This window comes from Streptomyces sp. NPDC032721, assembly GCF_055579625.1.
The window spans coordinates 89,457-109,086 of the sequence record NZ_JBVIMX010000003.1 but is presented as its reverse complement, the minus strand read 5'-3'; the positions used below and the strand labels follow the sequence as shown (position 1 = coordinate 109,086).

At 69.6% G+C, this 19,630-nt stretch carries 21 protein-coding genes; 9 read left to right on the top strand and 12 right to left on the bottom strand.

Going from position 1 to position 19,630, the window contains the following annotated elements; genetic code table 11:
- On the bottom strand, positions 1-795 hold the full coding sequence (locus ACZ5PB_RS08680) for an alpha/beta hydrolase fold domain-containing protein (RefSeq protein WP_468689085.1): 795 nt from the start codon (positions 793-795) through the stop codon (positions 1-3).
- 107 nt (positions 796-902) lie between these two features.
- A complete protein-coding gene (locus tag ACZ5PB_RS08675; RefSeq protein WP_468689083.1) occupies positions 903-1,460 on the bottom strand; it encodes a quercetin 2,3-dioxygenase in 558 nt (185 codons plus the stop codon).
- Positions 1,461-1,595: 135 nt separating this feature from the next.
- Here ACZ5PB_RS08675 and ACZ5PB_RS08670 point away from each other — a divergent pair, with 135 nt between their 5' ends.
- Positions 1,596-2,039, top strand: a complete 444-nt coding sequence (locus ACZ5PB_RS08670) for a MarR family winged helix-turn-helix transcriptional regulator (RefSeq protein ID WP_468689081.1) — start codon at positions 1,596-1,598, stop codon at positions 2,037-2,039.
- A 348-nt stretch (positions 2,040-2,387) separates the two neighbouring features.
- On the opposite strand, the gene ACZ5PB_RS08665 is transcribed toward ACZ5PB_RS08670, so the two are convergent.
- From ACZ5PB_RS08665 to ACZ5PB_RS08650, 4 genes are all read right to left on the bottom strand, one after another.
- Positions 2,388-2,978 carry an alpha/beta hydrolase gene (locus ACZ5PB_RS08665; protein ID WP_468689080.1) on the bottom strand — a complete coding sequence of 197 codons (591 nt, stop codon included), beginning with the start codon at positions 2,976-2,978 and terminating at the stop codon, positions 2,388-2,390.
- 533 nt (positions 2,979-3,511) lie between these two features.
- A complete protein-coding gene (locus ACZ5PB_RS08660; RefSeq protein WP_468689078.1) occupies positions 3,512-3,817 on the bottom strand; it encodes a hypothetical protein in 306 nt (101 codons plus the stop codon).
- Positions 3,818-4,088: 271 nt separating this feature from the next.
- Positions 4,089-4,562, bottom strand: a complete 474-nt coding sequence (locus tag ACZ5PB_RS08655) for a GNAT family N-acetyltransferase (RefSeq protein WP_468689076.1) — start codon at positions 4,560-4,562, stop codon at positions 4,089-4,091.
- A 710-nt stretch (positions 4,563-5,272) separates the two neighbouring features.
- Positions 5,273-5,911, bottom strand: coding sequence for a TetR/AcrR family transcriptional regulator (locus ACZ5PB_RS08650; RefSeq protein WP_468689075.1), 639 nt, complete (start codon positions 5,909-5,911; stop codon positions 5,273-5,275).
- Between the two features lie 110 nt (positions 5,912-6,021).
- Here ACZ5PB_RS08650 and ACZ5PB_RS08645 point away from each other — a divergent pair, with 110 nt between their 5' ends.
- Complete coding sequence (locus ACZ5PB_RS08645; protein ID WP_468689073.1) at positions 6,022-6,234, top strand: hypothetical protein; 213 nt, start codon at positions 6,022-6,024, stop codon at positions 6,232-6,234.
- A 40-nt stretch (positions 6,235-6,274) separates the two neighbouring features.
- A complete protein-coding gene (locus ACZ5PB_RS08640) occupies positions 6,275-7,858 on the top strand; it encodes a carboxylesterase/lipase family protein (RefSeq protein ID WP_468689071.1) in 1,584 nt (527 codons plus the stop codon).
- 322 nt (positions 7,859-8,180) lie between these two features.
- Here ACZ5PB_RS08640 and ACZ5PB_RS08635 read toward each other — a convergent pair whose 3' ends face one another.
- Positions 8,181-9,068 (bottom strand): peptidoglycan-binding domain-containing protein, encoded by an 888-nt coding sequence (locus ACZ5PB_RS08635; protein WP_468689068.1) that lies wholly within the window; start codon positions 9,066-9,068, stop codon positions 8,181-8,183.
- A 166-nt stretch (positions 9,069-9,234) separates the two neighbouring features.
- On the opposite strand from ACZ5PB_RS08635, the gene ACZ5PB_RS08630 reads away from it, so the two are divergent.
- The gene (locus ACZ5PB_RS08630) at positions 9,235-9,528 is read left to right on the top strand and encodes a hypothetical protein (RefSeq protein WP_468689067.1); all 294 of its coding nucleotides are present in this window, start codon (positions 9,235-9,237) and stop codon (positions 9,526-9,528) included.
- A gap of 277 nt (positions 9,529-9,805) precedes the next feature.
- On the opposite strand, the gene ACZ5PB_RS08625 is transcribed toward ACZ5PB_RS08630, so the two are convergent.
- Complete coding sequence (locus ACZ5PB_RS08625; protein WP_468689065.1) at positions 9,806-10,420, bottom strand: AMP-binding protein; 615 nt, start codon at positions 10,418-10,420, stop codon at positions 9,806-9,808.
- A 182-nt stretch (positions 10,421-10,602) separates the two neighbouring features.
- On the opposite strand from ACZ5PB_RS08625, the gene ACZ5PB_RS08620 reads away from it, so the two are divergent.
- Positions 10,603-11,916: a PucR family transcriptional regulator gene (locus ACZ5PB_RS08620; RefSeq protein ID WP_468689063.1), complete on the top strand. Its 1,314-nt coding sequence runs from the start codon at positions 10,603-10,605 to the stop codon at positions 11,914-11,916.
- On the opposite strand, the gene ACZ5PB_RS08615 is transcribed toward ACZ5PB_RS08620, so the two are convergent.
- Positions 11,892-12,734, bottom strand: coding sequence for an NAD(P)H-binding protein (locus tag ACZ5PB_RS08615; protein ID WP_468689061.1), 843 nt, complete (start codon positions 12,732-12,734; stop codon positions 11,892-11,894). The two genes, ACZ5PB_RS08620 and ACZ5PB_RS08615, sit on opposite strands and share 25 nt — an antisense overlap.
- 69 nt (positions 12,735-12,803) lie before the next feature.
- Positions 12,804-13,988, bottom strand: coding sequence for an epoxide hydrolase family protein (locus ACZ5PB_RS08610; RefSeq protein WP_468689059.1), 1,185 nt, complete (start codon positions 13,986-13,988; stop codon positions 12,804-12,806).
- A gap of 63 nt (positions 13,989-14,051) precedes the next feature.
- Here ACZ5PB_RS08610 and ACZ5PB_RS08605 point away from each other — a divergent pair, with 63 nt between their 5' ends.
- From ACZ5PB_RS08605 to ACZ5PB_RS08595, 3 genes are all read left to right on the top strand, one after another.
- Complete coding sequence (locus ACZ5PB_RS08605) at positions 14,052-15,029, top strand: helix-turn-helix transcriptional regulator (RefSeq protein ID WP_468689058.1); 978 nt, start codon at positions 14,052-14,054, stop codon at positions 15,027-15,029.
- A 353-nt stretch (positions 15,030-15,382) separates the two neighbouring features.
- The gene (locus tag ACZ5PB_RS08600) at positions 15,383-15,547 is read left to right on the top strand and encodes a hypothetical protein (RefSeq protein WP_468689055.1); all 165 of its coding nucleotides are present in this window, start codon (positions 15,383-15,385) and stop codon (positions 15,545-15,547) included.
- Between the two features lie 450 nt (positions 15,548-15,997).
- The gene (locus ACZ5PB_RS08595; RefSeq protein WP_468689053.1) at positions 15,998-17,476 is read left to right on the top strand and encodes an MFS transporter; all 1,479 of its coding nucleotides are present in this window, start codon (positions 15,998-16,000) and stop codon (positions 17,474-17,476) included.
- A 473-nt stretch (positions 17,477-17,949) separates the two neighbouring features.
- Here the strand turns inward: ACZ5PB_RS08595 and ACZ5PB_RS08590 are convergent, their stop codons facing one another.
- Both ACZ5PB_RS08590 and ACZ5PB_RS08585 read right to left on the bottom strand, forming a co-directional pair.
- Positions 17,950-18,300, bottom strand: a complete 351-nt coding sequence (locus ACZ5PB_RS08590; protein ID WP_468689052.1) for a hypothetical protein — start codon at positions 18,298-18,300, stop codon at positions 17,950-17,952.
- A gap of 40 nt (positions 18,301-18,340) precedes the next feature.
- Positions 18,341-18,994 carry a hypothetical protein gene (locus tag ACZ5PB_RS08585; protein WP_468689051.1) on the bottom strand — a complete coding sequence of 218 codons (654 nt, stop codon included), beginning with the start codon at positions 18,992-18,994 and terminating at the stop codon, positions 18,341-18,343.
- A 260-nt stretch (positions 18,995-19,254) separates the two neighbouring features.
- On the opposite strand from ACZ5PB_RS08585, the gene ACZ5PB_RS08580 reads away from it, so the two are divergent.
- Positions 19,255-19,569 (top strand): DUF6980 family protein, encoded by a 315-nt coding sequence (locus ACZ5PB_RS08580; protein ID WP_468689049.1) that lies wholly within the window; start codon positions 19,255-19,257, stop codon positions 19,567-19,569.
- Positions 19,570-19,630 lie beyond the last annotated feature (61 nt).

The window sequence follows — 19,630 nt, the reverse complement described above, 5'->3', positions numbered from 1 at the left end:
TCATCCGAGCTTGCCCTTTTGGGCGGCGAGGCGGAGGACGAAGGCCAGGGAGTGGGTGAAGATCTCCTCGACCTGGGCGTCGGACAGCCGGTGCCAGCCGTGGTCGGCGCCCGCCACCGTCCTCAGTTCGACCGGCGCCCCGGCCTTCTCCAGTGCGGCGGCGAGGGATTGGCTGTGTGAGCAGCTCACCAAGGTGTCCTCGGTTCCGTGGACGAGGAGGAACAGCGGTGCGTCGGCATGGGCTTGGGCGAGAGGGCTGGCTGCGCGGGCGTGCTCGGGGACGGTGGCCGGGGCCGCGCCGAGCAGGAGTGCTTCGGGGGTGGTGGGGTCTCCGGGAGTGAAGCGGCCACGTGCGGTGGTCAGATCGCTGGGTGCGTACCAGATCACTGCGCCGGCCAGGGGCCGGGTGGTGGGGGTCAGGGCGAGGAGCGCGGCAAGGTGTCCGCCCGCGGATTCTCCCCACACCACCGTCCGCCGGGTGTCGATGCCGAGTTCCGCTGAGCGCAGGGTGAGCCAGCGCCGTGCGGCGTTCAGGTCGTCGAGCGGAGCGGGGAAGGTGGCCTCGCCGCTGAGCCGGTAGTCGACACAGGCGACGGCGCAGCCCGCAGCCGCGATGCGCGCAAACGGTCCTGGATCCCAGGTGCGGGTACGTAGGCCCATGTCATCGCGCCGCCCTCGGCGCCAGGAGCCGCCGTGGACGAACAGCACCAGAGGAACGGGCTCTGTCCGGTCGTCTTTCGGCAGCCACAGATCCAGTTCCAGTGGGCGGCTGCCCTCCACCACGTGGTACGGCACGCCGCGCAGCTGACGAACGCCGAGCTCCCTTCCATCGACAGGTGGCAGGGCAGCGCGGTCGGGGTGAGGCGCGGCGATCAGTTCTCGAAGGGAGAGTCCGGCCCCCGTCACCGCATCCGCCACTGGTGGTCGGGCAGGAAGCGCACATCGTACTGCTCGGGAACGCTGGTGAACTTGTGAGGTTCCGGGATGACTGGCTCAGTCGGCAGACCGAGCCGCTCGGCGGGCACGCCGAGATTCTCGAAGAACCGCTCGAAGGTGCCGCCGGGACCGGCGGCGACGCCGACGACCTGACTGTGGTGACGCTCCATGCGGTAGGCGTGCCGACAGTTCTTGGGCACAAAGCCGAAGTCGCCCGGGGTGAGCAGCTTCTCCTGCTGGTCGCCCTCGGTGTCCTCGACGAACAGCCGGACGGCGCCTGCTGTGATGTAGAAGACCTCATGGGTGTCGGTGTGCAGGTGGGCCGGGATGATGTCGCCCTTGGGGCCTTCGACGGTGAAGAAGTTGAAGGTGTTCTCGGTCTGCTCGCCACCGGCGTAGATGGTGATCAGGTCGCCGAACAGGTGGGCGCGGTCCCCCTCGCCCTTCTCGATGAAGTAGGGCTTGCCCGGATCAGCGGGTATGCGTGAAGCCCGCCGGTAGCGGGTGGCGTACTCAATGGTCATGTCTTTTCCTCCTCGGATCTGCCCCGTCAAGACTGTCAGGTAGCCTGACATGAAAGAGTTGGGGCGGCAAGCCGCGCAGGTGACCCGGTCCGGACTGCCGCCTTCCGCCCTCCGCCCCGCCTTCGTGAGGAACAGATGCAATCCACCCGCCGCAATCTCCCCCAGCTGCTCGGCGACGCCCGGCGCTGGTTCGAGGAAGGACTGCTGACAGCCCTGGAAGCAGGCGGAGCCGCACCCGTGTCGCCGACACAGGCACAGCTCTTCGCCGTACTGGACGACGGGGGCACCACCATCTCGGAGTTGGCCCGGCGCATGGGTGTCACCCGGCAGACCGCACACCAGGCCGTGCACGGGCTGGTCGCCGCCGGACTGCTCGACCAATCCCCCGACCCCACCTCCGCCCGGCAGCGGCTGATCCGGCGCACTTCGGAAGGAGAACGTGCACATAGGCAGGCCGGCCTCATCCTCGAACGGCTGGAAGAGCAGCTCGCCGAGCGGATTGGCCGGGAGAACGCCGATGCCCTGCGCACAGCATTGGAGGCGCCATGGGGCCAGCCGCCCGGCGCGCGCTCAGTGTGAGGCGATGTACCGCCCACCGCCGACAGGGTGCTCCGTGGCACAACCCGAGTCGCATGCCGACGGGCTGGGATTTTTCCAAGCAGTTGGCCGACATCCCAGCCGTACGGCACTGAACTGGGTACGCGACGCGACCGTCACCGGATGAGGCGCCGGTAGCAGACAAGGGTCGCCCCGATGGCGGCGAAGGCCAAGAAGTACTCCGGTTTCCTCTCGCATCGGCGGCGCAGCCTGCGGCAGCCGCCAAGCCAGGCGATGAACCTCTCCACCACCCAGCCGCGGCCCAAGGGACCGACCCCCAAGCCGGACACACCTGCCGCCGAGAGATCCGGCCACTCTTGTCCCGTGCCCTCAGCGGCCGAGAGAGCCGATGAAGCTGTCCAGCCGGGAGACGACGTGCCCCAGAACCTCAACGGATCCTGCGGCATCGTCTGCGAGTTCCAGGCCATGGTCCGCCGAGGGAACTTCCAGGACCTCGTGCCGCAGGGACGCGGCGACTCGTGAATCCCACAGCTTGTCGGCGTCTCCGCCAATGAGGAGGGTCGGCTCCGTGGCCCGCTGGAGAGCCGCGGTGACGTGATCGACAGTCAGGAGCGGGGTGAGCCAGGCCGCAGGGATGCTCCTGTCAGCTGCGATGCCACAAGCGAGGGAGCCCAGGGACTTGCCGATCAGCAGCCGACAGGCTCCCGCTTCGGCATCAACAGCCTCGGTGACCTGCCGTTCCACCCATTCGACCTGCTCGTCCACGCTGAACTGCGAGAACCCATCGGGGATCTGCCACCACAGCTCCTGGACCGTCCAGCCGTGCTGGAGCAGGACGCTACGGGCGAAGTGCAGCAGCGGCCTGGCAGGCGAATAGCCGACTCCTGGAACGACGACTGCGACACGATCGCGGGCTCCGTCGAAGCGGGTGGGCACGGCGAACGGAACGGGATCAGGCATAGCCGCAGACTACTCGCCGCCCGATCATCCGACTCCCAGAGCCTGACCGCCGCTACAACCACCACCTGTGGGATTTGTGTGTCCACAGCACCTGGGGAATGACGTGACCGTCGACACGGGGGGCTTCTGGCGTCCGGCAGCCGGCCTCACGCCGTGCGGCGGCCGCAGCGGACGCGGTCAGAGGGCCGTGGCTGGGCAACGCCAGCTTGCGGTGATCCAGCAAGCCACGGAACCCCGTCAACGGCCCGGAAGCGCGGACTCGCCTCTGTTCCTCGGGCCGGTGCGGGGAAGTCGGGCAGGTGTCGGCGTTCGGACTTATCTCGCCGAGCCGGTACGAGGGAACGTCACCGGTTGCTGGGAAGCCGCATGGCCGGGGCCGGCCGATAGCCAGCCGGCTTCGGGAGAGAGTGGTCGGTCCAGGGTGGGGCGGATCCCCGTCGCGCAACGACGCCGTAGGGCGCCCTTGAGGGACCGCTCTGTCCCGTACCTTGACAGGTCGGGGGCCCCGGCTCCCCAACCTGCGCATGAGCAGCTCAGGTTGGGGACGTATCGCTGTACCTCACTGGCCTCATAACGGTGTACGCCGACGGCAGGCGCCGCCACCAGGCCACGGCGGCCCGCTTCACCCCGGCGATCCGGCCGATGTCCAGCCGCCACCCGCCGGCCTCTACCCGCCACAGCAACTTCGGCGCGTAGGACGGACGTTGGGGACTGACGTTCGCTTCTCGCTCAAGCTCCCCGGCCCGCTCGTGCCCGACGGGCAGCCCCTTCACGAACACCTTCGTACCGTCGGTGAGAGTGAGCAGCGTGGCGATGGTGGTGCTGTCCCCCGTGCTCATCCCGGCCGCCTCGTACGGGCCCCCACCCGGCGGTCCACCGCCGCACGGGCAGGCTCGGGAAGCTGCTGCCAGCCGATGTGAACCACGCGCATGATCAAGGCGTCCCGGGAGGTTTCGGCGGCACCGGAGGGTTCTTGTCCGGGCCCGGGCCGGACGGCGGGCGCCCCGACGGCGGACGGGGCGGGGGCTTCCGCGCTTCGGTCATCGCCAGGCGGCGAGCGTAGGACGACGGCGAACCCTTGCCGCCAGGGCGTATCGGAAGTGGATCTCATCAGGTGTCGAGTGGAAGTTCCAGCAGGTCCTCAGGAGGCCGGAAACCGGAGCGCTGATACAGAGGGGTGCTGCGATCCGACGGCCATACGATCAAGCCTTCAAGGCCGGCACGGCGTGAGTGCTGCTTCAGCGCTTCCAGGAGTGCTGAGCCGGCCCCTTTGTTCCGTTGTGACGGCATGACGAAGAAGTTTGTGACGTAGCCGATCGGGTTGTTGTCGCCGTAAGGCTCCGGCATCCTCTCCACCAGGCAGAGGAAGACGTGTCCGCAGATTTCGCCCTCGGTCTCCGCGACCCAGGCCAACCAGTGGCCATCGCTGAGCCGGGTGCGGATCCACTGCTCGGCCTCTTCCAGGAGCCGAGCAGGAGCTGGCGGTTGCCCTTCGTAGTCCTCCTGCTTGAACGTCCAACGTAGCTCGGCCAAGGTCCGCGAATCGGCGGGCCGGGCCGGACGCACGATGAGGTCTCTCGTCATAGGGGCGAGCTTCACTCCTGCAGCACCGTGAGGCAAAACCGATTTGGGTGCAGCTCTTCCTGGGGGAAGATCTTGAAGGCTCACCGTGACAGCATGCGCGCATGAACTTCGAGTTGGCCCCGCCGATAGGCATGGGTTCTCTGTAGATCGGCATGTCGCGCGAGGCCGCGAACAGTGCCCTGGAGTCCCTGCGTGACATGAGGGAGCTCTCCGCGGCCGATCGGGCGGGACAGCACATCTTCCGGCCAAGCGGTCTGATGATCAGCATCGGGTGTATGCGCGACCGTCTGGAATCCGTCGAGTTGGGACGTCCGTCGACCTCTTCGGACGTCGTGCTCTTCCGCGGTATCGACGTCTTTGGCCTGCCGGCCCGTGAGGTCGTGAGCCGCGTGGCCGAGATCACCGCTGTCGAACCCGACAACGAGGATCCCGCATCCTTCGTCGCGCGAGACCTGTTGCTCAGTTTCTGGCGTCCCTTCGAAGCCGAGGATGAACCAGAGGATGAGCAGGGCTACTACTTCAGCTCGGTACTGCTTGCCCGCCCGGCTACTACGACGGCCCTTCCCCAGGCTGATCTCCGTGGGACATGCCGTCGCAGGAGAGCGCCTCGGTCAAGCGGCGAGATCGTATTCCTGCCGGCCGGCAGGGTTGTAGAGGCGTTCGTGTTCGCGACCGGCAGGAAACCTTTCGTCCGGTGCGAGTTGCTGGGGTTATGCCGATCGCCCGGAGAGGTCGCGCAGGGTGTCCGCGAGCCGACGGGAGGCGATGCTCCGCGCGTGTTCCGGTGTGATGTTCTCGGTGACCACGAGCCCGGCGAGCCCGATGCTCAGGGCGAGCAGTTCGTGTGCCTCGGGCAGCAACGCCGACTGCTCGGGCTCGCCCGGGCATCCGGCTTCGCGTAGCAGCAGGGCGATCAGGTTGGCCAGTTCGTCGTAGCCGCGTGTGAGCCGCTCCCGCAGGGACGGCCGAGACAGCGCATAGGCCTCGAATGCCTGTGCAATACGGAAGATCCTGCGGTCGTCCTCCCCGCCCGGGATCAGCTCGCCGAGCAGTACGCCGAGCACCGCGGCCGGTTCACCGGCGTGCCGGTCGTCGGCGAGCCGGCGGTGCACGCGGGCCGTGCCGCGGTCGTTGATCGCGCTGAACGCCTCCGACAGCAGATCGTCCTTGGTGGGGAAGTAGTGCTGGACGCGGCCGACGGACACGCCCGCCTGGTTCGCCACGTGGCGGATGCTGACCTGATCGGTTCCAGCTGTGTCGATGAGAGTGAACACGGCGTCGAGGATGTCGCGGCGCCGCTCGTCGTGCGCTACGCCCGGACCGCGCACTGCGGGCCGCTCACTGCTCATCGCCACCTCCCCTTCTCAAGACGATCGTACTGAATTGACGTCACGGGCGGGACCAGGCTACATTGCCATTAGATCAATACGATCGTACTGACTAGGTGGGAGGGTGTGCCGTGATCGAATTACTGAGCGTCGTCCTGTTGGTGCAGGGCGGAGGCGGTGTGATCAACAACCTGTTCTCTGAATCGAAGAGTTGGTTCGCGCTGAACTACCTGGACCTACCGACGCCGGTAACGCTGCTCGGGCATGCGTTGCTGCTGGCGGCCGGGCTGGTGCTGGGAGTGCGGCACGGGGGCGCGGTGTGGCTGAAGGGCCGGGCACGCTGACATGGCGGGCCTGGGGCGGTGGTGGCGCCCGCTCGCCGGCATGATGGCGGTCCTGGCGGGCATGGCAGGCATGACGGGCACCACTGTGACCGCTGGGGCGTCCGCGGAAGGCGGCGAGGTCGTGCGCACCAACACAGGGTGGGTGCGCGGCGTTGACCACATCGACTACCGGGAGTTTCTCGGCATCCCGTATGCCGCCGCGCCGGAGGGCGCGTTGCGCTGGCAGCTTCCGCAGCCGCCGGCGTCGTGGCGTGGTGTCCGGGACGCATCCCGGCCGGGCGCACGCTGCGCGCAACATACGTCCATCGCCGGAACACCCGCGAGCGCAGCCGAAGACTGCCTGTACCTGAACATCACCCTGCCGAACTCGACGGGATCGCGCGGCCCCAAGGCCGTGATGGTGTGGTTGCACGGTGGCGGCTTCGTCGAGGGCGCGGGAGACGAATACGACCCGCGCCGGCTCGCGACTCAGGGCGATGTGGTGGTCGTGACCCTCAACTACCGGCTCGGAATCTTCGGCAACCTCGGCTTGCCCGGACTGGCCGGCTCCGGCGCATTCGGGCTCGCCGACCAGCAAGCCGCGCTGCGCTGGGTCCAGAGCAACGTGCGGGCATTCGGCGGTGACCCGGATGCCGTCACGGTGTTCGGGCAGTCCGCGGGCGGGCAGAGTGTCTGCGCGCATCTCGCGTCGCCGACGGCCGCGCGGCTGTTCCAGCGAGCCATCATCCAGAGTGCGCTCTGCACCACGAACATCCCGGCCAACCTGCTTGCGCCCGGAATGCCGACCACCTCGCCGTGGGAGGCCCCGCGCAGCCTCGCTGAGCGGGGCCTGCGCAGCGCAGCGGAACTCGGCTGCGTCGAGCCGGCCACTGCGGTCACCTGCCTGCGCCGCCTGCGCCCAAAGCAACTGATGTCCGCGTTCGGGCAGTTCGCGGGGCCGGCCTACGGCAGCCGTGTCCTGCCGGATGACCCCTTCCGGATGCTGCGGGAGGGCCGGCTCCATCGAGTTCCGGTGCTCTCCGGCACCACCCGTGACGAAACCACGTACGTACAAGCGCTCAACGACCTGGGCGGCCGGCCGCTGACCGCGCAGCGCTATCGGCAGTACGTCCACGAAGCGTTCGGTACGGACGCCGCACGCGTGCTGGCGGTCCATCCAGGCGGCCGACACGAGCCGCCCAGTCGTACCTGGGCGCGGGTGACCACGGAAAGTTCCTTCACCTGTCCGACACTGGAGCGCAACCGGCTGCTCGCCCGGCACGTGCCGACCTACGGCTACGAATTCGCCGACCCGTCCGCGCCGCCGACCCTTCCACCGGTCGGATACCCCTACGGCGCCTACCACTCAGCAGATGCGTTCTACCTGTTCGACATGCGCGCGGGACAGACATCCCCAGAACTCTCCCCTGCGCAAAGGAGACTCGCCGGCACGATGATCGAGTACTGGACAAGTTTCGCTCGCACCGGGACTCCCGACGGCGGCACACGTCCCGATTGGCGGCGGCTACGGCCACACGATCCGGTGCCGTACACGCTGTCGCTGGCACCTGGCCCGGGGGGCATCCGGCCCGTTGACCTCGCGCAGGAACACCGATGCCGCTTCTGGTCCACGATCACGCTCTGATCGCGCGCGGGCAGCGACACGTCCGGGCAGCGACGAGGCCACTCGCGGCTGGCCGTGGTTCCACTGGCCGGCCACGTCACCGTGGTGCGCCGCTCGGGCGAGACGCTGTACGCCAACACACTCCGGATGAGGTGCGACTCGCCTGCCCGGCCATCACCGCACCCTGCGACTTCACCCACGCGTTCCCTGACCTGCTCCGCAACCGCCGTGGCTTCCTCCTGGAGGACTGGATACACCAGGCTGAACGAATTACTCCAGCCCAGGCGAAGAGCTTCGCCGGATTCCTGCGCCGAGCTGGTGCCGCGGTCGGCGGGTAGCCGTTTCAGTCTCGGTCGCCGTGTCCGCCTCCGCCGACCTCGCCATCCCAACTGCCCCGGCCGTCCCGGCCGTTCCCGCGGGTCTCGGCGTGCAGGGCTGCCCGGGTGAGCGGGCCGTAGACACCGGAGGACTCCGGGATGTTGCGGGCCACTTGGTAGCGGTGCAGGGCCACTTCCACCGACTCACTGAATACTCCGTCGGGCAATCCCAGGAACAGCGAGAGCTGGAAAAGACGGCGCTGAAGGTCTGCGACCTCGGGACCGGTACTGCCGAGCCGCAGGCCCTCCCCCGGCGGTCCGGGCTGTGGGGAGCTGGATTGCGGTGGCTTCTTCTGCTTGGGCGCGGAGCGGGCCGTGGAAGCTGACGGCCCGGTGGTGGCCCGGGGTGGCACCGTGGGGGCCGCGACTGTCCCCTTCCGGGGCGAACTCCGCACGGCAGTCGGCAAGTTCACGACTGAAGGCGTACTGACCAACGGTTCGGCCATCGCAGTAGTGCTGGGCTGCGGGAGGTCGGGCACCGTCAGGGTCGCCCTGTCCGGGGACGTCCGGTACGGGCCGGAGGTGAACCACAGAGCCAGCCCGATCCCGGCGGCCAGCGCGCCTGAGCCCAGCAGCGGGAGCGCAAGGCCGGACCGGCTGCCGCGCGCCGGTTTCGACGTGCTTCCACGCGACCGCGAGGCGCGCCGCACCCGGCGGGCCTTCGCCGCCGTGCGGCCTTCGCGAGCGTCGGCCGGACCGTGAACAGGGGGCAGGGTGAGCGTGGATTCGAAGAGTGCGACGTCCTGCTCTCGCGCGCCCACGGGACCGCCGCCAAATCCCGCGATCTTGCCGAGTACGCGGTCGTCCTGAGCGGGCGTCGGCTCGGGGCCACCGCGGGCAGGTGTATCGCGCATCGAGTACTCCAGATGAGGTCAATCGCGGGCAGTCCGGTGCGACAGCGAGGATCCGGGTGAGAACGAAGAGAGTTTGAGCGACGCTCAATTGAAGCGTCAACTGCCTTCAAGTCGTATGAAATGGCAGCAACCATGGCATTAGCTCTTAAATAAACCTTAATCTGTGATGTGCATCACAGATAACGACACTGCGGCGGTCCCGGTCGAGGCGGGGCTGCTGTTCCGGTCGGCGGCTCGCAGCACCGCACACCCTCCGAGCGAACGGCTGCTGTACCGCCGGCTGCTGCACCGCCTCGCACTTGCGGATGTCGGGGTGCGCCAGGAGGCCGGCCCCGGGTCGCCCGTCGTGCTCACCGAGCGCGAAGTACGCCCCGCCGACGTCGTACCCGGGCGGGCGGTACAGCTCCTGTCCGACGTCGGGGCACCGCAGTTGCTGTTCGCGGTCGAGGTCTACCCGTAGCAGTGTCCGCTGCGCAGATACGGCGGCCTCCTGCGTCTCGGGGTGAGGTGGAGAGCAGTGCGGCGGCTGGCTCGTGGCTGGAAGGAGCCGTTGGGGGCCTGCCCGCACTGATGAGGCCCGTCTGCGCGCGGCGCCACCCGGTCCTTGTCTAACAAGTTCGCGCTGCACGCAGGGCGGCCCGTGCGCGCGCTGGGCGGCCAGTCGGGCGGCACCGCGGGCCACGATGTCCAGGCGCTGGGCCTCGTCCAGGCTGTCGTCCTTGAGCGCCCTCAGTACCTCATGCCACAACATCGTCAGGTTCCATGAACAGGCATGCGTCGACGAGAGCGACGGCGTCGCCCTCTGCCCGGCGGGCCATGGCCTCCTTGCGTGCGGCGCCGTGAGAGAGGACGCGGCACCGTGTCCTGCTTCCCCGGTCGGCTTCGGCGACCACGACCGCGGGTGCGTCCTCCGCGCGGTGGACCACGTGGGGACGCTGCGGCCAGAACGCCAACTGCTCCAGGAAACCTGGGCCTACCGGGACGACGGTCGTGCCCCTCGTCTCCTGTGCTCCGGTTCCCCGAGCCCCGGATGCGGCGAACAGCAGGCGTGTACGGCCGGTGGCACAGCGTGTGCCCAGCGTGGGCGGCCGGGAGAGGGGATGCGCCGTGACCACGACTGCTCCCGCGCGCAGGGCGCCGAAGTACAGGACGGAGAAGGCAGGGGCGCCGAGTGTGTCCGCCAACTCCACCCGGTCGCCAGGTTGTACGCGGTGGGCTTGCAGGCCGCCGGCCACGCGGGCGCTGAGTTCGTCCAGTTCGAGCAGGGTCAGGGCGGTGCCCTCCGTCCACATCACCGGTCGTTGCGGGCTCCGCTTGGCCGCTTCCACCAGGACAGTGGCGAGATTGCTCACGTCATACCGCTTTCATGCGCGCACGGGGGGTGTGGAGATTTCCACCCTGCGATCCTCACAGGGGGCGCACGCCGCACGCCATGTCGGCGCCTACAGGGAGTTCTGTCGCCTCCGACAATGACCTCGTATGCGGTTTGGCCGTTGTCGGAGAGCGTCGGCGTCGGCTGCCCTAGGCTCGGCCCGTGCTGACGACTCCCTCGCGTGTCCTGATCGCCGAACTCGCCCAGACCCTGGCGACCAGGGTCGACGACATTGCCGCGGCGATGTCCCGCATCACGTACGACAACATCGCGTTCTACCGCAGTCAGGTCGTGGGCCCCGAGGACCTGCACGCCTCGATGACCCAGAACGTCACCGCCATAGTCGAGCACCTCACCAACCCGTCCTCGTCCGCCGTGGACCTGTCGGGGCCGACCGCCACCGGCCGTAAACGCGCCTTGCAGGACGCCCCGCTGCCAGAGATTCTGCGCTCCTACCGGATCAGCTTCCGCTACTTCTGGGAGCAACTCCTCGACGAGGCCCGGGAGAAGGGCGGCGATGCACCCGGCGCGCTCCTGGATGCCGCCTCCCACATCTGGGAGCTGGCGGACGTCTACTCCTCGGCCCTCACCGACGCCTACCGCGAGACCTGCGCGGAGCGGATGGTGGAGACCGACCGGCGGCGCTCCGCCCAGATCGCCGAGCTCATCGACGGGCGCTCACTGAGCAGCGACACCGTGTGGGAGGTCGCGCGCATGCTCGACTTCCCCTTCCAGGGACGGTTCCTCGTGGTGACGGCCGAGGTGCCGGCCAGCGGTGAACCGCCCCTTCCCGGCTTCGACCGGCAGCTGCGCGCCCTGAAGGTGGGCTCCGCCTGGCGTGCGCAGGCAGCTTCCGAGACCGGGGTGCTGTCCTGCCCGCCCCGGCAGTCGCTCGACCCGGTCCTCGACGCTGTACGGGCTGTTGCCGCCGGCCGTGTGGGCGTCAGCCCGCTCTACGAGCGGCTCGACCAGACGAGCCGTGCCCTGCGCTACGCCCAGGTGGCGGCGCAGTCGCTCGCCCCCGACGCCCCAGCAGTGCGCCAGCTCGACGACAACCCGCTGACCGAGCTGGTAATGAGCAACCTGGACACGACCCAGCGGGCCGTACACCGCATCCTCGGCGGCCTCCTGTCACTGCCGGAGGAGGACCGCACCACGCTCCTCGCCACCGCCCACGCCTGGCTGGAGGCCCATGGCTCCGCGGCCGAGGCCGGGCGCATCCTGTTCTGCCACCAGAACACGGTCCGCTACCGCATGCACCGCCTGGAGGAATTCCTGCGGGGACCGCTGGACGACCCGAAGATCGTTGCCGAGCTGTCCATGGCCCTCGACGCGGTCGGTACGTTCCCCATGCTCCTGGAGAGCAACCGGGCACCGGAGGCCCAAGGCATGGGCCGGCCCCCGGAATCCGGTGGGCGCCGGGGTCGGTTCTCAGCTGCCGGGGTCGGCTGTCAGCCGCCGAAGTCGGCCCGGTGATCCGCGGCCCACCGGGCGTAGCTCCGCGCAGGGTGGCCGGTGATCTGCTCGACGACGTCGGTGACCGGCGCGGGCCTGCCGACCGCCTCCGCCATGAGAGCGAACAGCGCCGCCAGGAACTCGGGATCCATGAACTGGCTCATCTGCTGGAGAACGGGCTCCGGGTCGAGGTCCTCGACCGTGAGCGGGCGTCCCAGCGTCTCGCCGAGGACGCGGACTTGCTGCGCCTGGGTCAGCGACTCGGGCCCGGTCAGGTCGTAGGCCCGCCCCGCGTGCCCGCCGCCGACCAGGATCCGTGCCGCCGCCTCGGCGACGTCCCGCTCGTGCACGGCGCTGAAGGCCGCTTCGGTGTACGGCGCGCGTATGACGTCACCGCCCTGGAGCTGCATCGCGAACGTCAGCGAGTTGACGGCGGGGAACAGCAGCCGCAGGAACGTCCACTCGATGCCGGACTCCTCGACGGCCCGTTCGACATCGCGGTGGTACTGGGCGATCACGTCGGGCTGCCGTTCGGCGCCCGGGACGACCGCTCCGGAGGACAGGAACACCACACGCTTCACTCCGGCTCGGCCCGCGGCCGCCAGCAGCGGACCGACATCCATCCCGTACTGCAGCACCAGGAAGGCTGCCTCGACGCCGGCCAGCGCCGCAGGCAGCGTCTCGGGCTCGGTCAGGTCGGCCCGGACGACGTCGACTCCCTCCGGGAGTCCGGCCTGCTCCGGGGTACGGGTCAGCGCCCGCACCGGGGCACCCGCGGCGACCAGCTCCTCCACCGCCTGACGTCCGAAGTGAGCCGTGGCACCGATGACGAGGTACATGGGAATTCCTTCCGTGTGCATACATGGGTACAAGAGGTCCGAGCGGGTCCGGCGACAACCGGCGGTGGATCAGCGAACCTTGCCGAAGAACTGGCGGACGTCGTCGACGAGCAGGTCGGGGGCGTCGTGCGCGGCGAAGTGGCCGCCCCGGTCGTAGACGTTCCAGGAGACGATGTTCGTGTGGTCGCGCTCGGCGAACGTCCGGACGGACGGGAAGTCCCAGGCAAAGTTGGCCAGGCCGAGGGGCACGGTGGTCGGCTCGGGCACGGTGGTGCCCCGGCCGTTCGACTTCTGCTGGACGGGGGCCGCCGCCGCGTCCTCGTAGTAGAACCGGGCCGCCGAGGCGACCGTGTTGGTCAGCCAGTAGACCATCACGTTCGTGAGTACGTAGTCCGGGTCGAGCGAAGGCCCGAGCAGCTGCGCGTGCCAGCCCAGCAGGCCGGCCGGCGAGTCGGCCAGGGCGTGCGCCAGGTTCTGCGGCTCGGTGGACTGGAGTTTGTCGTACGCGCCCCGGTTCTGAACGAACCACTCGGCGAACGCGAGCTTGTCGCGCTCCTCCTCGGAGAGACCGGACAGCTCGGCGGGGTCACCCGACGGGAACGAGAAGACCTGCGTCACGTGCACACCGCGGACGTGCTCGGGGTCAACCCGGCCCACCTCGGGCGAGATCAGCGCCCCGCCGTCGTTGCCGACCGCGCCGTACCGGTCGTACCCCAGCCGGCGCATCAGCTCGGCCCAGGCCCGGGCGACCCGGTACCGGTCCCAGCCACGTTCCCGGGTCGGCCCGGAGAAGCCGAAGCCCGGCACCGAGGGAATGACGAGGTGGAAGGCGTCCGCCGGGTCGCCGCCGTGGGCCCGCGGGTCGCTGAGCGGGCCGATCACGTCCAGCCACTCGACCACCGAGGTCGGCCAGCCGTGGGTCAGGATCAGCGGCGTCGCGTCCGGCTCCGGCGACCGCACATGCAGGAAGTGGACGTTCTGGCCGTCTATGTCCGTGGTGAACTGCGGGTAAGCGTTGAGCTTCGCCTCCCAGGCCCGCCAGTCGTAGCCGGTGCGCCACCGCTCGACCAGCTTCCTGACGTAGCCCACCGGGACGCCGTACTCCCAACCGGGCGGCACCGGGCCCGCCGGAGCCGGCCCGCCCGCGGGCAGTTCCTCCGCCCACCGGGTCCGCGCCAGCCGCTGCTGGAGGTCGTCGAGGTCTGCCTGGGGGATGTCGATCCGGAACGGGGCGATCGTGGTGTCGTTCGTCATGGGCAGCAGCGTAGGATCCATTGAGGAAAGATTCGTTCCTAATAGACCGGCAGACTCTGAAGAATGTTGGAAACCTCGGCGCGGCTGCTGCGCCTGCTGTCACTCCTCCAGACGCCCCGCGACTGGACCGGCGCCGAACTGGCCGAACGGCTGGCGGTCACCACCCGCACCGTCCGCAACGACGTGGAACGCCTGCGCAACCTCGGCTACCCGGTGCACGGCACCCGAGGCGCGGTGGGCGGCTACCGACTCGGCGCCGGCGCCGCGCTGCCGCCCCTGCTCCTCGACGACGAAGAGGCGGTCGCGGTGGCGATCGGGCTCCGCACGGCCGCCGGAGGCACCATCACCGGCGTCGAGGAGACCTCGCTGCGCGCACTGGCCAAGCTGGAACAGGTGCTGCCGACCCGCCTCCGGCGTCGCGTCGACGCCCTCAAGCAGTATGCCGAGGCGGTGCCGCGCGACGACCCGGGCCCGCGGGTGGACGCCGACACGCTGAGCGCCCTCGCCGCCGCCTGCCGGGACCACGAGCGCCTGCGCTTCGACTACCGGAGCCACGAGGGCTCCGAGAGCCGGCGCGAGGTCGAACCGTACCGGCTGGTCACCTGGGGACGCCGGTGGTACCTCGTCGGGTTCGACGTCGAGCGGAACGACTGGCGGACGTTCCGGGTGGATCGCCTCCACCCACGCACCCCGACGGGTCCCGGGTTCACCCCCCGCGACCTCCCCGAGGAAGCCGTCGACCAGGTACGCCGGGGCGTGTCGTCGGCCGCCTGGCGGTACCGGGCCCAAGTCGTCGTTCACGTACCGGCCGAACGGCTCGCCGGGCGGATCAATCCGGCCATCGGCACCATCACGGCGGTCGACGACACCCACTGCCTGCTGGACACCGGCGCGGACAGCATCGAGGCGCTCGCCGTCCACCTCGGCCTGCTCGGCGCCGACTTCACGGTGACCGAGCCCGCGGAACTCGTCGACCTCGTACGTGTCCTCGGCGACCGCTACCAGCGCGCGACCGGGCCACGGCCGCAAGGCACCCCTTAGCTTGTTACTTGACCTCAGTCGGGTTGCGGATTTAGCTGCGGCTCTTGTGAAGTGAAGCGCTGAGCCGGGGAAACGCCGTTTGGGGTGTACTTGCCGCTGTCCGTCTCTACCGTCTCTACCGTGAAGGTGGAGGGGGTGCCGGATGGGCCCGCTGTTTGAGGAGTTGGCGGCTCGGGAGGCGGCCGCCCGGGTACGGGTGCCTTGCCGCGCTGGTGGCGGACTGGCGCCGCAGCTACCGCCCCGCCGGAGTGAGCACGGACGCCTCCTAGCCGTCGAGGTGTGAACTCCCCTGCACTGTCGGAGAGTTCGGGATTCCTGAGTGCGCCCGCTGCCGGTTCTGCCGGGCTTCCGGCATGCCGAAACGTGACGTGCGGGTGTGCCTGGACTCCGTCGCGGTCACTGCCGACACCATGAGAACCATCGAGCTCCCGCCGGACACCAACACAGTGGAGGTCACCTTCACCGGGCGCCGGACTCCCCTGGCCGTGCGCTGCGGCGACCCTGATAAGGATCTGTGAATTCGGCCAGTGATGCTCTCCTCAGCAGAGAACGGACAGGGCTTGGTAGCCGCAGCCTTCCCGGCTGGGCACGGCGCGGTTTTTGCTTGTCGAAGCGTGGGGAGCCCGAACCCGGGCGCCGGGTAAATCCGTTTGCGTCCCCGGCCGGCTGGCCTACTCTGTCGGAGGTCATGTGCGGCGGGGCCCCTGCCGCAGCATCCGGCGCGTTCGGCGTCGATGCGTACCGCGTGCCCGGCCGGGAGGAGGTGGGAAACATGGACTGGAACTGGACAACGAGTGTGGCGGCCATAGTTGCCCCCGGCCGTGTGCCTCCGTTCGGCGCGCGGTAGGACTCTCCCCCCTTGCGGCACCTCATGGTGGTGTCCGCTGCTCTCGCGATCCCTTGTGTCGCGTCCCGGGGTGTAGGACCGCGCGTCCGCTCCTACACCTCCGACACAGAATGTGATCGCCTTGACCGAGAAGTCCTCCCCCGGGGACACCGTGCCCACGCCGGTCCCCCACACCACCGCGACCGCCGCCGAGTTGCCCGATCCGAGGCGGTGGTGGGCCCTCGCCGTCATCGCGGGCGCCCAGCTCCTGGTGATCCTCGACGGCACGATCGTGAACGTCGCCCTGCCCTCCGTCCAGCACGGACTGGGCATGTCGGATGCGAACCGGCAGTGGGTGATCACCGCGTACTCCCTGGCTTTCGGCGGCCTGCTCCTCCTCGGCGGCCGGATCGCCGACCTGGTCGGCCGCAAACGCACCTTCATGATCGGCCTGGTCGGATTCGCCGCCGCCTCCGCGCTCGGTGGCGCGGCCGACGGGCCCGGGACGCTGTTCGCGGCGCGGGCCCTGCAAGGGGCCTGCGCGGCCGTCCTGGCTCCCTCCGCACTGTCACTGCTGACGACGACGTTCACCGACCCCGCCGAGCGCGGCAGAGCGTTCGGGATCTACGGCGCGCTCGCCGGGGGCGGCAGCGCCATCGGGCTGCTGGTGGGCGGTCTGCTCACCGAGTACGCGACCTGGCGCTGGTGCCTGTACGTCAACGTCCCCCTCGCGCTGGCCGCCCTCGGCGGCGCGCTGGCCCTCCTCAAGGACAGCCCCGGCCGGCGCGGGGTGCGCCTCGACGTCCCCGGCGCGCTGCTCGCCTCCGGCGGGCTCGTGGCGATCGTGTACGGCGCCGGCGAGGCCGAATCCGCCGGCTGGGCCAACCCGTTGGTCCTGACCCTGTTCGCGGCCGGTGTGGTCCTGCTCGCCGTCTTCGTGTGGTGGCAGTCCCACGCCAAGCATCCGATGCTGCCGCTGCACATCGTCAGGGACAGAACCCGTGCGGCGGCGCTCGTGACGATGGGCCTGGCCACCGTCGCCATGTTCGGCGCCTTCCTGTTCCTGACGTACTACCTCCAGGCCATCCTCGACTACTCACCCCTACGGACCGGACTGGCGTTCCTGCCGATGTCCGTCGCGATCGTCATCGGCGCGACACAGATCGCCGCCCGGCTCCTGCCCCGCACCGCCCCCCGCAACCTGATGGCCCCCGGCATGCTCCTCGCGGCCGTCGGCATGCTGCTCCTGACCCGCCTGAGTATGAACTCCTCCTACACCACCGGGGTGTTGCCCGCGCTGATGCTGCTCGGCCTGGGCATGGGAATGACGTTCATGCCGGTCTACGCGACGGCGACCGCCGGGGTCGCCCCGAAGGACGCCGGGGTGACGTCTGCGACCGTCTCCACCTTCCAGCAGATCGGCGGCTCCCTGGGCACCGTCCTGTTGAACACGATCGCGTCGTCCGCCGCCACCCGCTACATCGACGCCCACCCGTCCCGAAGCCGGGGTCCGTGGGAGGGGATGGTGCACGGCTTCACCGTCGCGGCCTGGTGGTCGGCGGGCGTCCTGCTGCTTGCAGCGCTGGTCGCGGCCATGGCCAAGACGCCTGAGAAACCCTGACGAAGCGATCTCCGGGGTCGTTGTGCCACTCCGGACCGGCTGGTGTTCCCGGGCATCCCGTTCGCGCTCCGCACCGGGATCGCCCGGGAGCACCTGCCGCAGGAACTCGGTGTCGGCCCCGACCTGCTGACGCAGCTCGGCCAAGTGGCCCGAGGGGGCCGAAGTGGTTCACGGTGGTCCACACGTCGGAAGGTCTCCGTCGCCGGGCTGCGGCGCAGAGGCCGGGGCCACGGCCTGCTGCGGCCGAGGCCGAACACACGCGGTGAAGGCGGCCAGTTGCGCAGGCTGTCGAGGCCGGCAACGGTCGGGGGGCAATCGGGTGCGGTTCGCCGGTCAGGTCCGGGCGGTGCTCGCGGTGTCGCAGTTCCGTACGGTTGCCGCTGCCGCCGGTGTCGCTGCTGCGCCGTACCGACGACACGCGAACCGCCGCCTGACCGGGAGCGCCGGCCCCGGCCTGCACGCCCGGCGGCGTCCTACGAAGGCGCGTTCCCCTCCCGGCTCTGCTGCCGCACCCGACGCCTCATGGCTCGGGCGGGGACCGCGACCCCGATCAGGACCGGGACCCCTGCGGCGATCCCGACCCAGAGAACGAGCGCGAGGTAGCCGTAGGCGGCGTTCCGCGTGTCCTGGTCCGCCCATACGAGGAAGACGATGCTCACCACGAGCGCGACCGCCATGAGGGCGGCGACGACGACGGCGGTCAAGGTGAGAACGCCCGCCCACCGCCGGTAGGAAGCGGTGACCTCACGGGCATGCGGTGGCGCGTACACGCCGGGCGCGCCGGGCGGCCAGGGCCAGGGGGAGGGAGGCTGCTGGTCGGACATGGGGTCAGTTCTACTGTGCGCGGCCCCGGAGCACCATCCTTCACTTCTTCATGGCGTCCCACCCGAGGGAACTGAAGCTGCGCACCAGGGCGACCAGCGCCGCCCCGAGCCGCCAGTCCAGGTCCGGTTCGTGCAGGTACAGCTTGTCGCCGCCGGACCTGAACTCCAGGGGCATCCTGCCGCCCGCACGCCACCGGATGCGCCGGGGGCCGCGCGCGGCACCCTCCACCCCCGGGGAGCTGTCGAAGAGGGAGACGAGGACGATCAGCACCATCAGGGGCAGACACAGCCACCACACGAACCACCACACGATCCGACCCTTGTAGCCCACCGCGTCGGGGCCGCCGGGCGGGGTCACGGTCCAGCGCGTGCGAAGGCCCCTGCCCCGGAACGTCTTCTCGCGCACGATCGTGCCGATGTGCTCGCCGTGCGCGCCGAGGACCTGGAAGGTGGCAACACCGTCGGCGGCGGACTGGGTGATCACCGTGGCCACCCGCTCCCGGCGGTGTTCGTCGGCCCACAACACGAAGGCGCGGGCGCCGCTCTTGCGGGCCGCGAGATAGGCGGGTATGCCGCCCGGCGGCAGCTCGCGCTCCGGGTACACGACCACGCGGGCCGGTCCCGAACCGTCGGTGAAGTTGATCGAATCCCTGACCGTCCCCGGGTCGTGGGCCCTTCCCCCGACGCTTTTCATACTCAGTACGTTGCTCACCCGGCGGGCTCCTCAAGGGCTGCTAGGGGGGTGCCTCCAGCTGTCAGCTGCCTACTCTATGGGCTGGATCTGGTCGCTCGGTCGGCCGGATCGGGTCGGGTCGCCCGTGCGGGAGCCGATGAGAAAGGGGCGGCAGGGCTGCAGGCCCACCGTCCGTTCGTCCAGGGGGAGTTACTGGATGATCGTGATCCGGTCCGTCGCCGGCGGGGAACTCGTTCATCGATCACCGGAAAGCCGAGGTCATGACCAACCACTGCTGCGAAGCGATGAGCCGCCGTGTGAACGTGCGCTGCGGCCAGCACGACGGCCCCTTCGCCTGCCCGGATGCACTGATCAAATTCAGCGCCAAGTTCCAGGAGTACGGGCTGATCATCCACGACGGCGGCACGTCGAGCATCACCATCGACTTCTGTCCCTGGTGCGGACGACGCCTCCCCGAGTCACAGCGGGACCGATGGTTCGACGAACTGGAACACCGCGGGATCGATCCCGGGGAGGACGAGGTCCCCGCCGAATTCCAGGACGAGCGCTGGCTCGCCGCCCCACCTCGGGACTGACGAACCAACAGCCTCCCAAGCCACTACCGATAGACGCCCTGGGCTCCTCGGAACAGTGGTG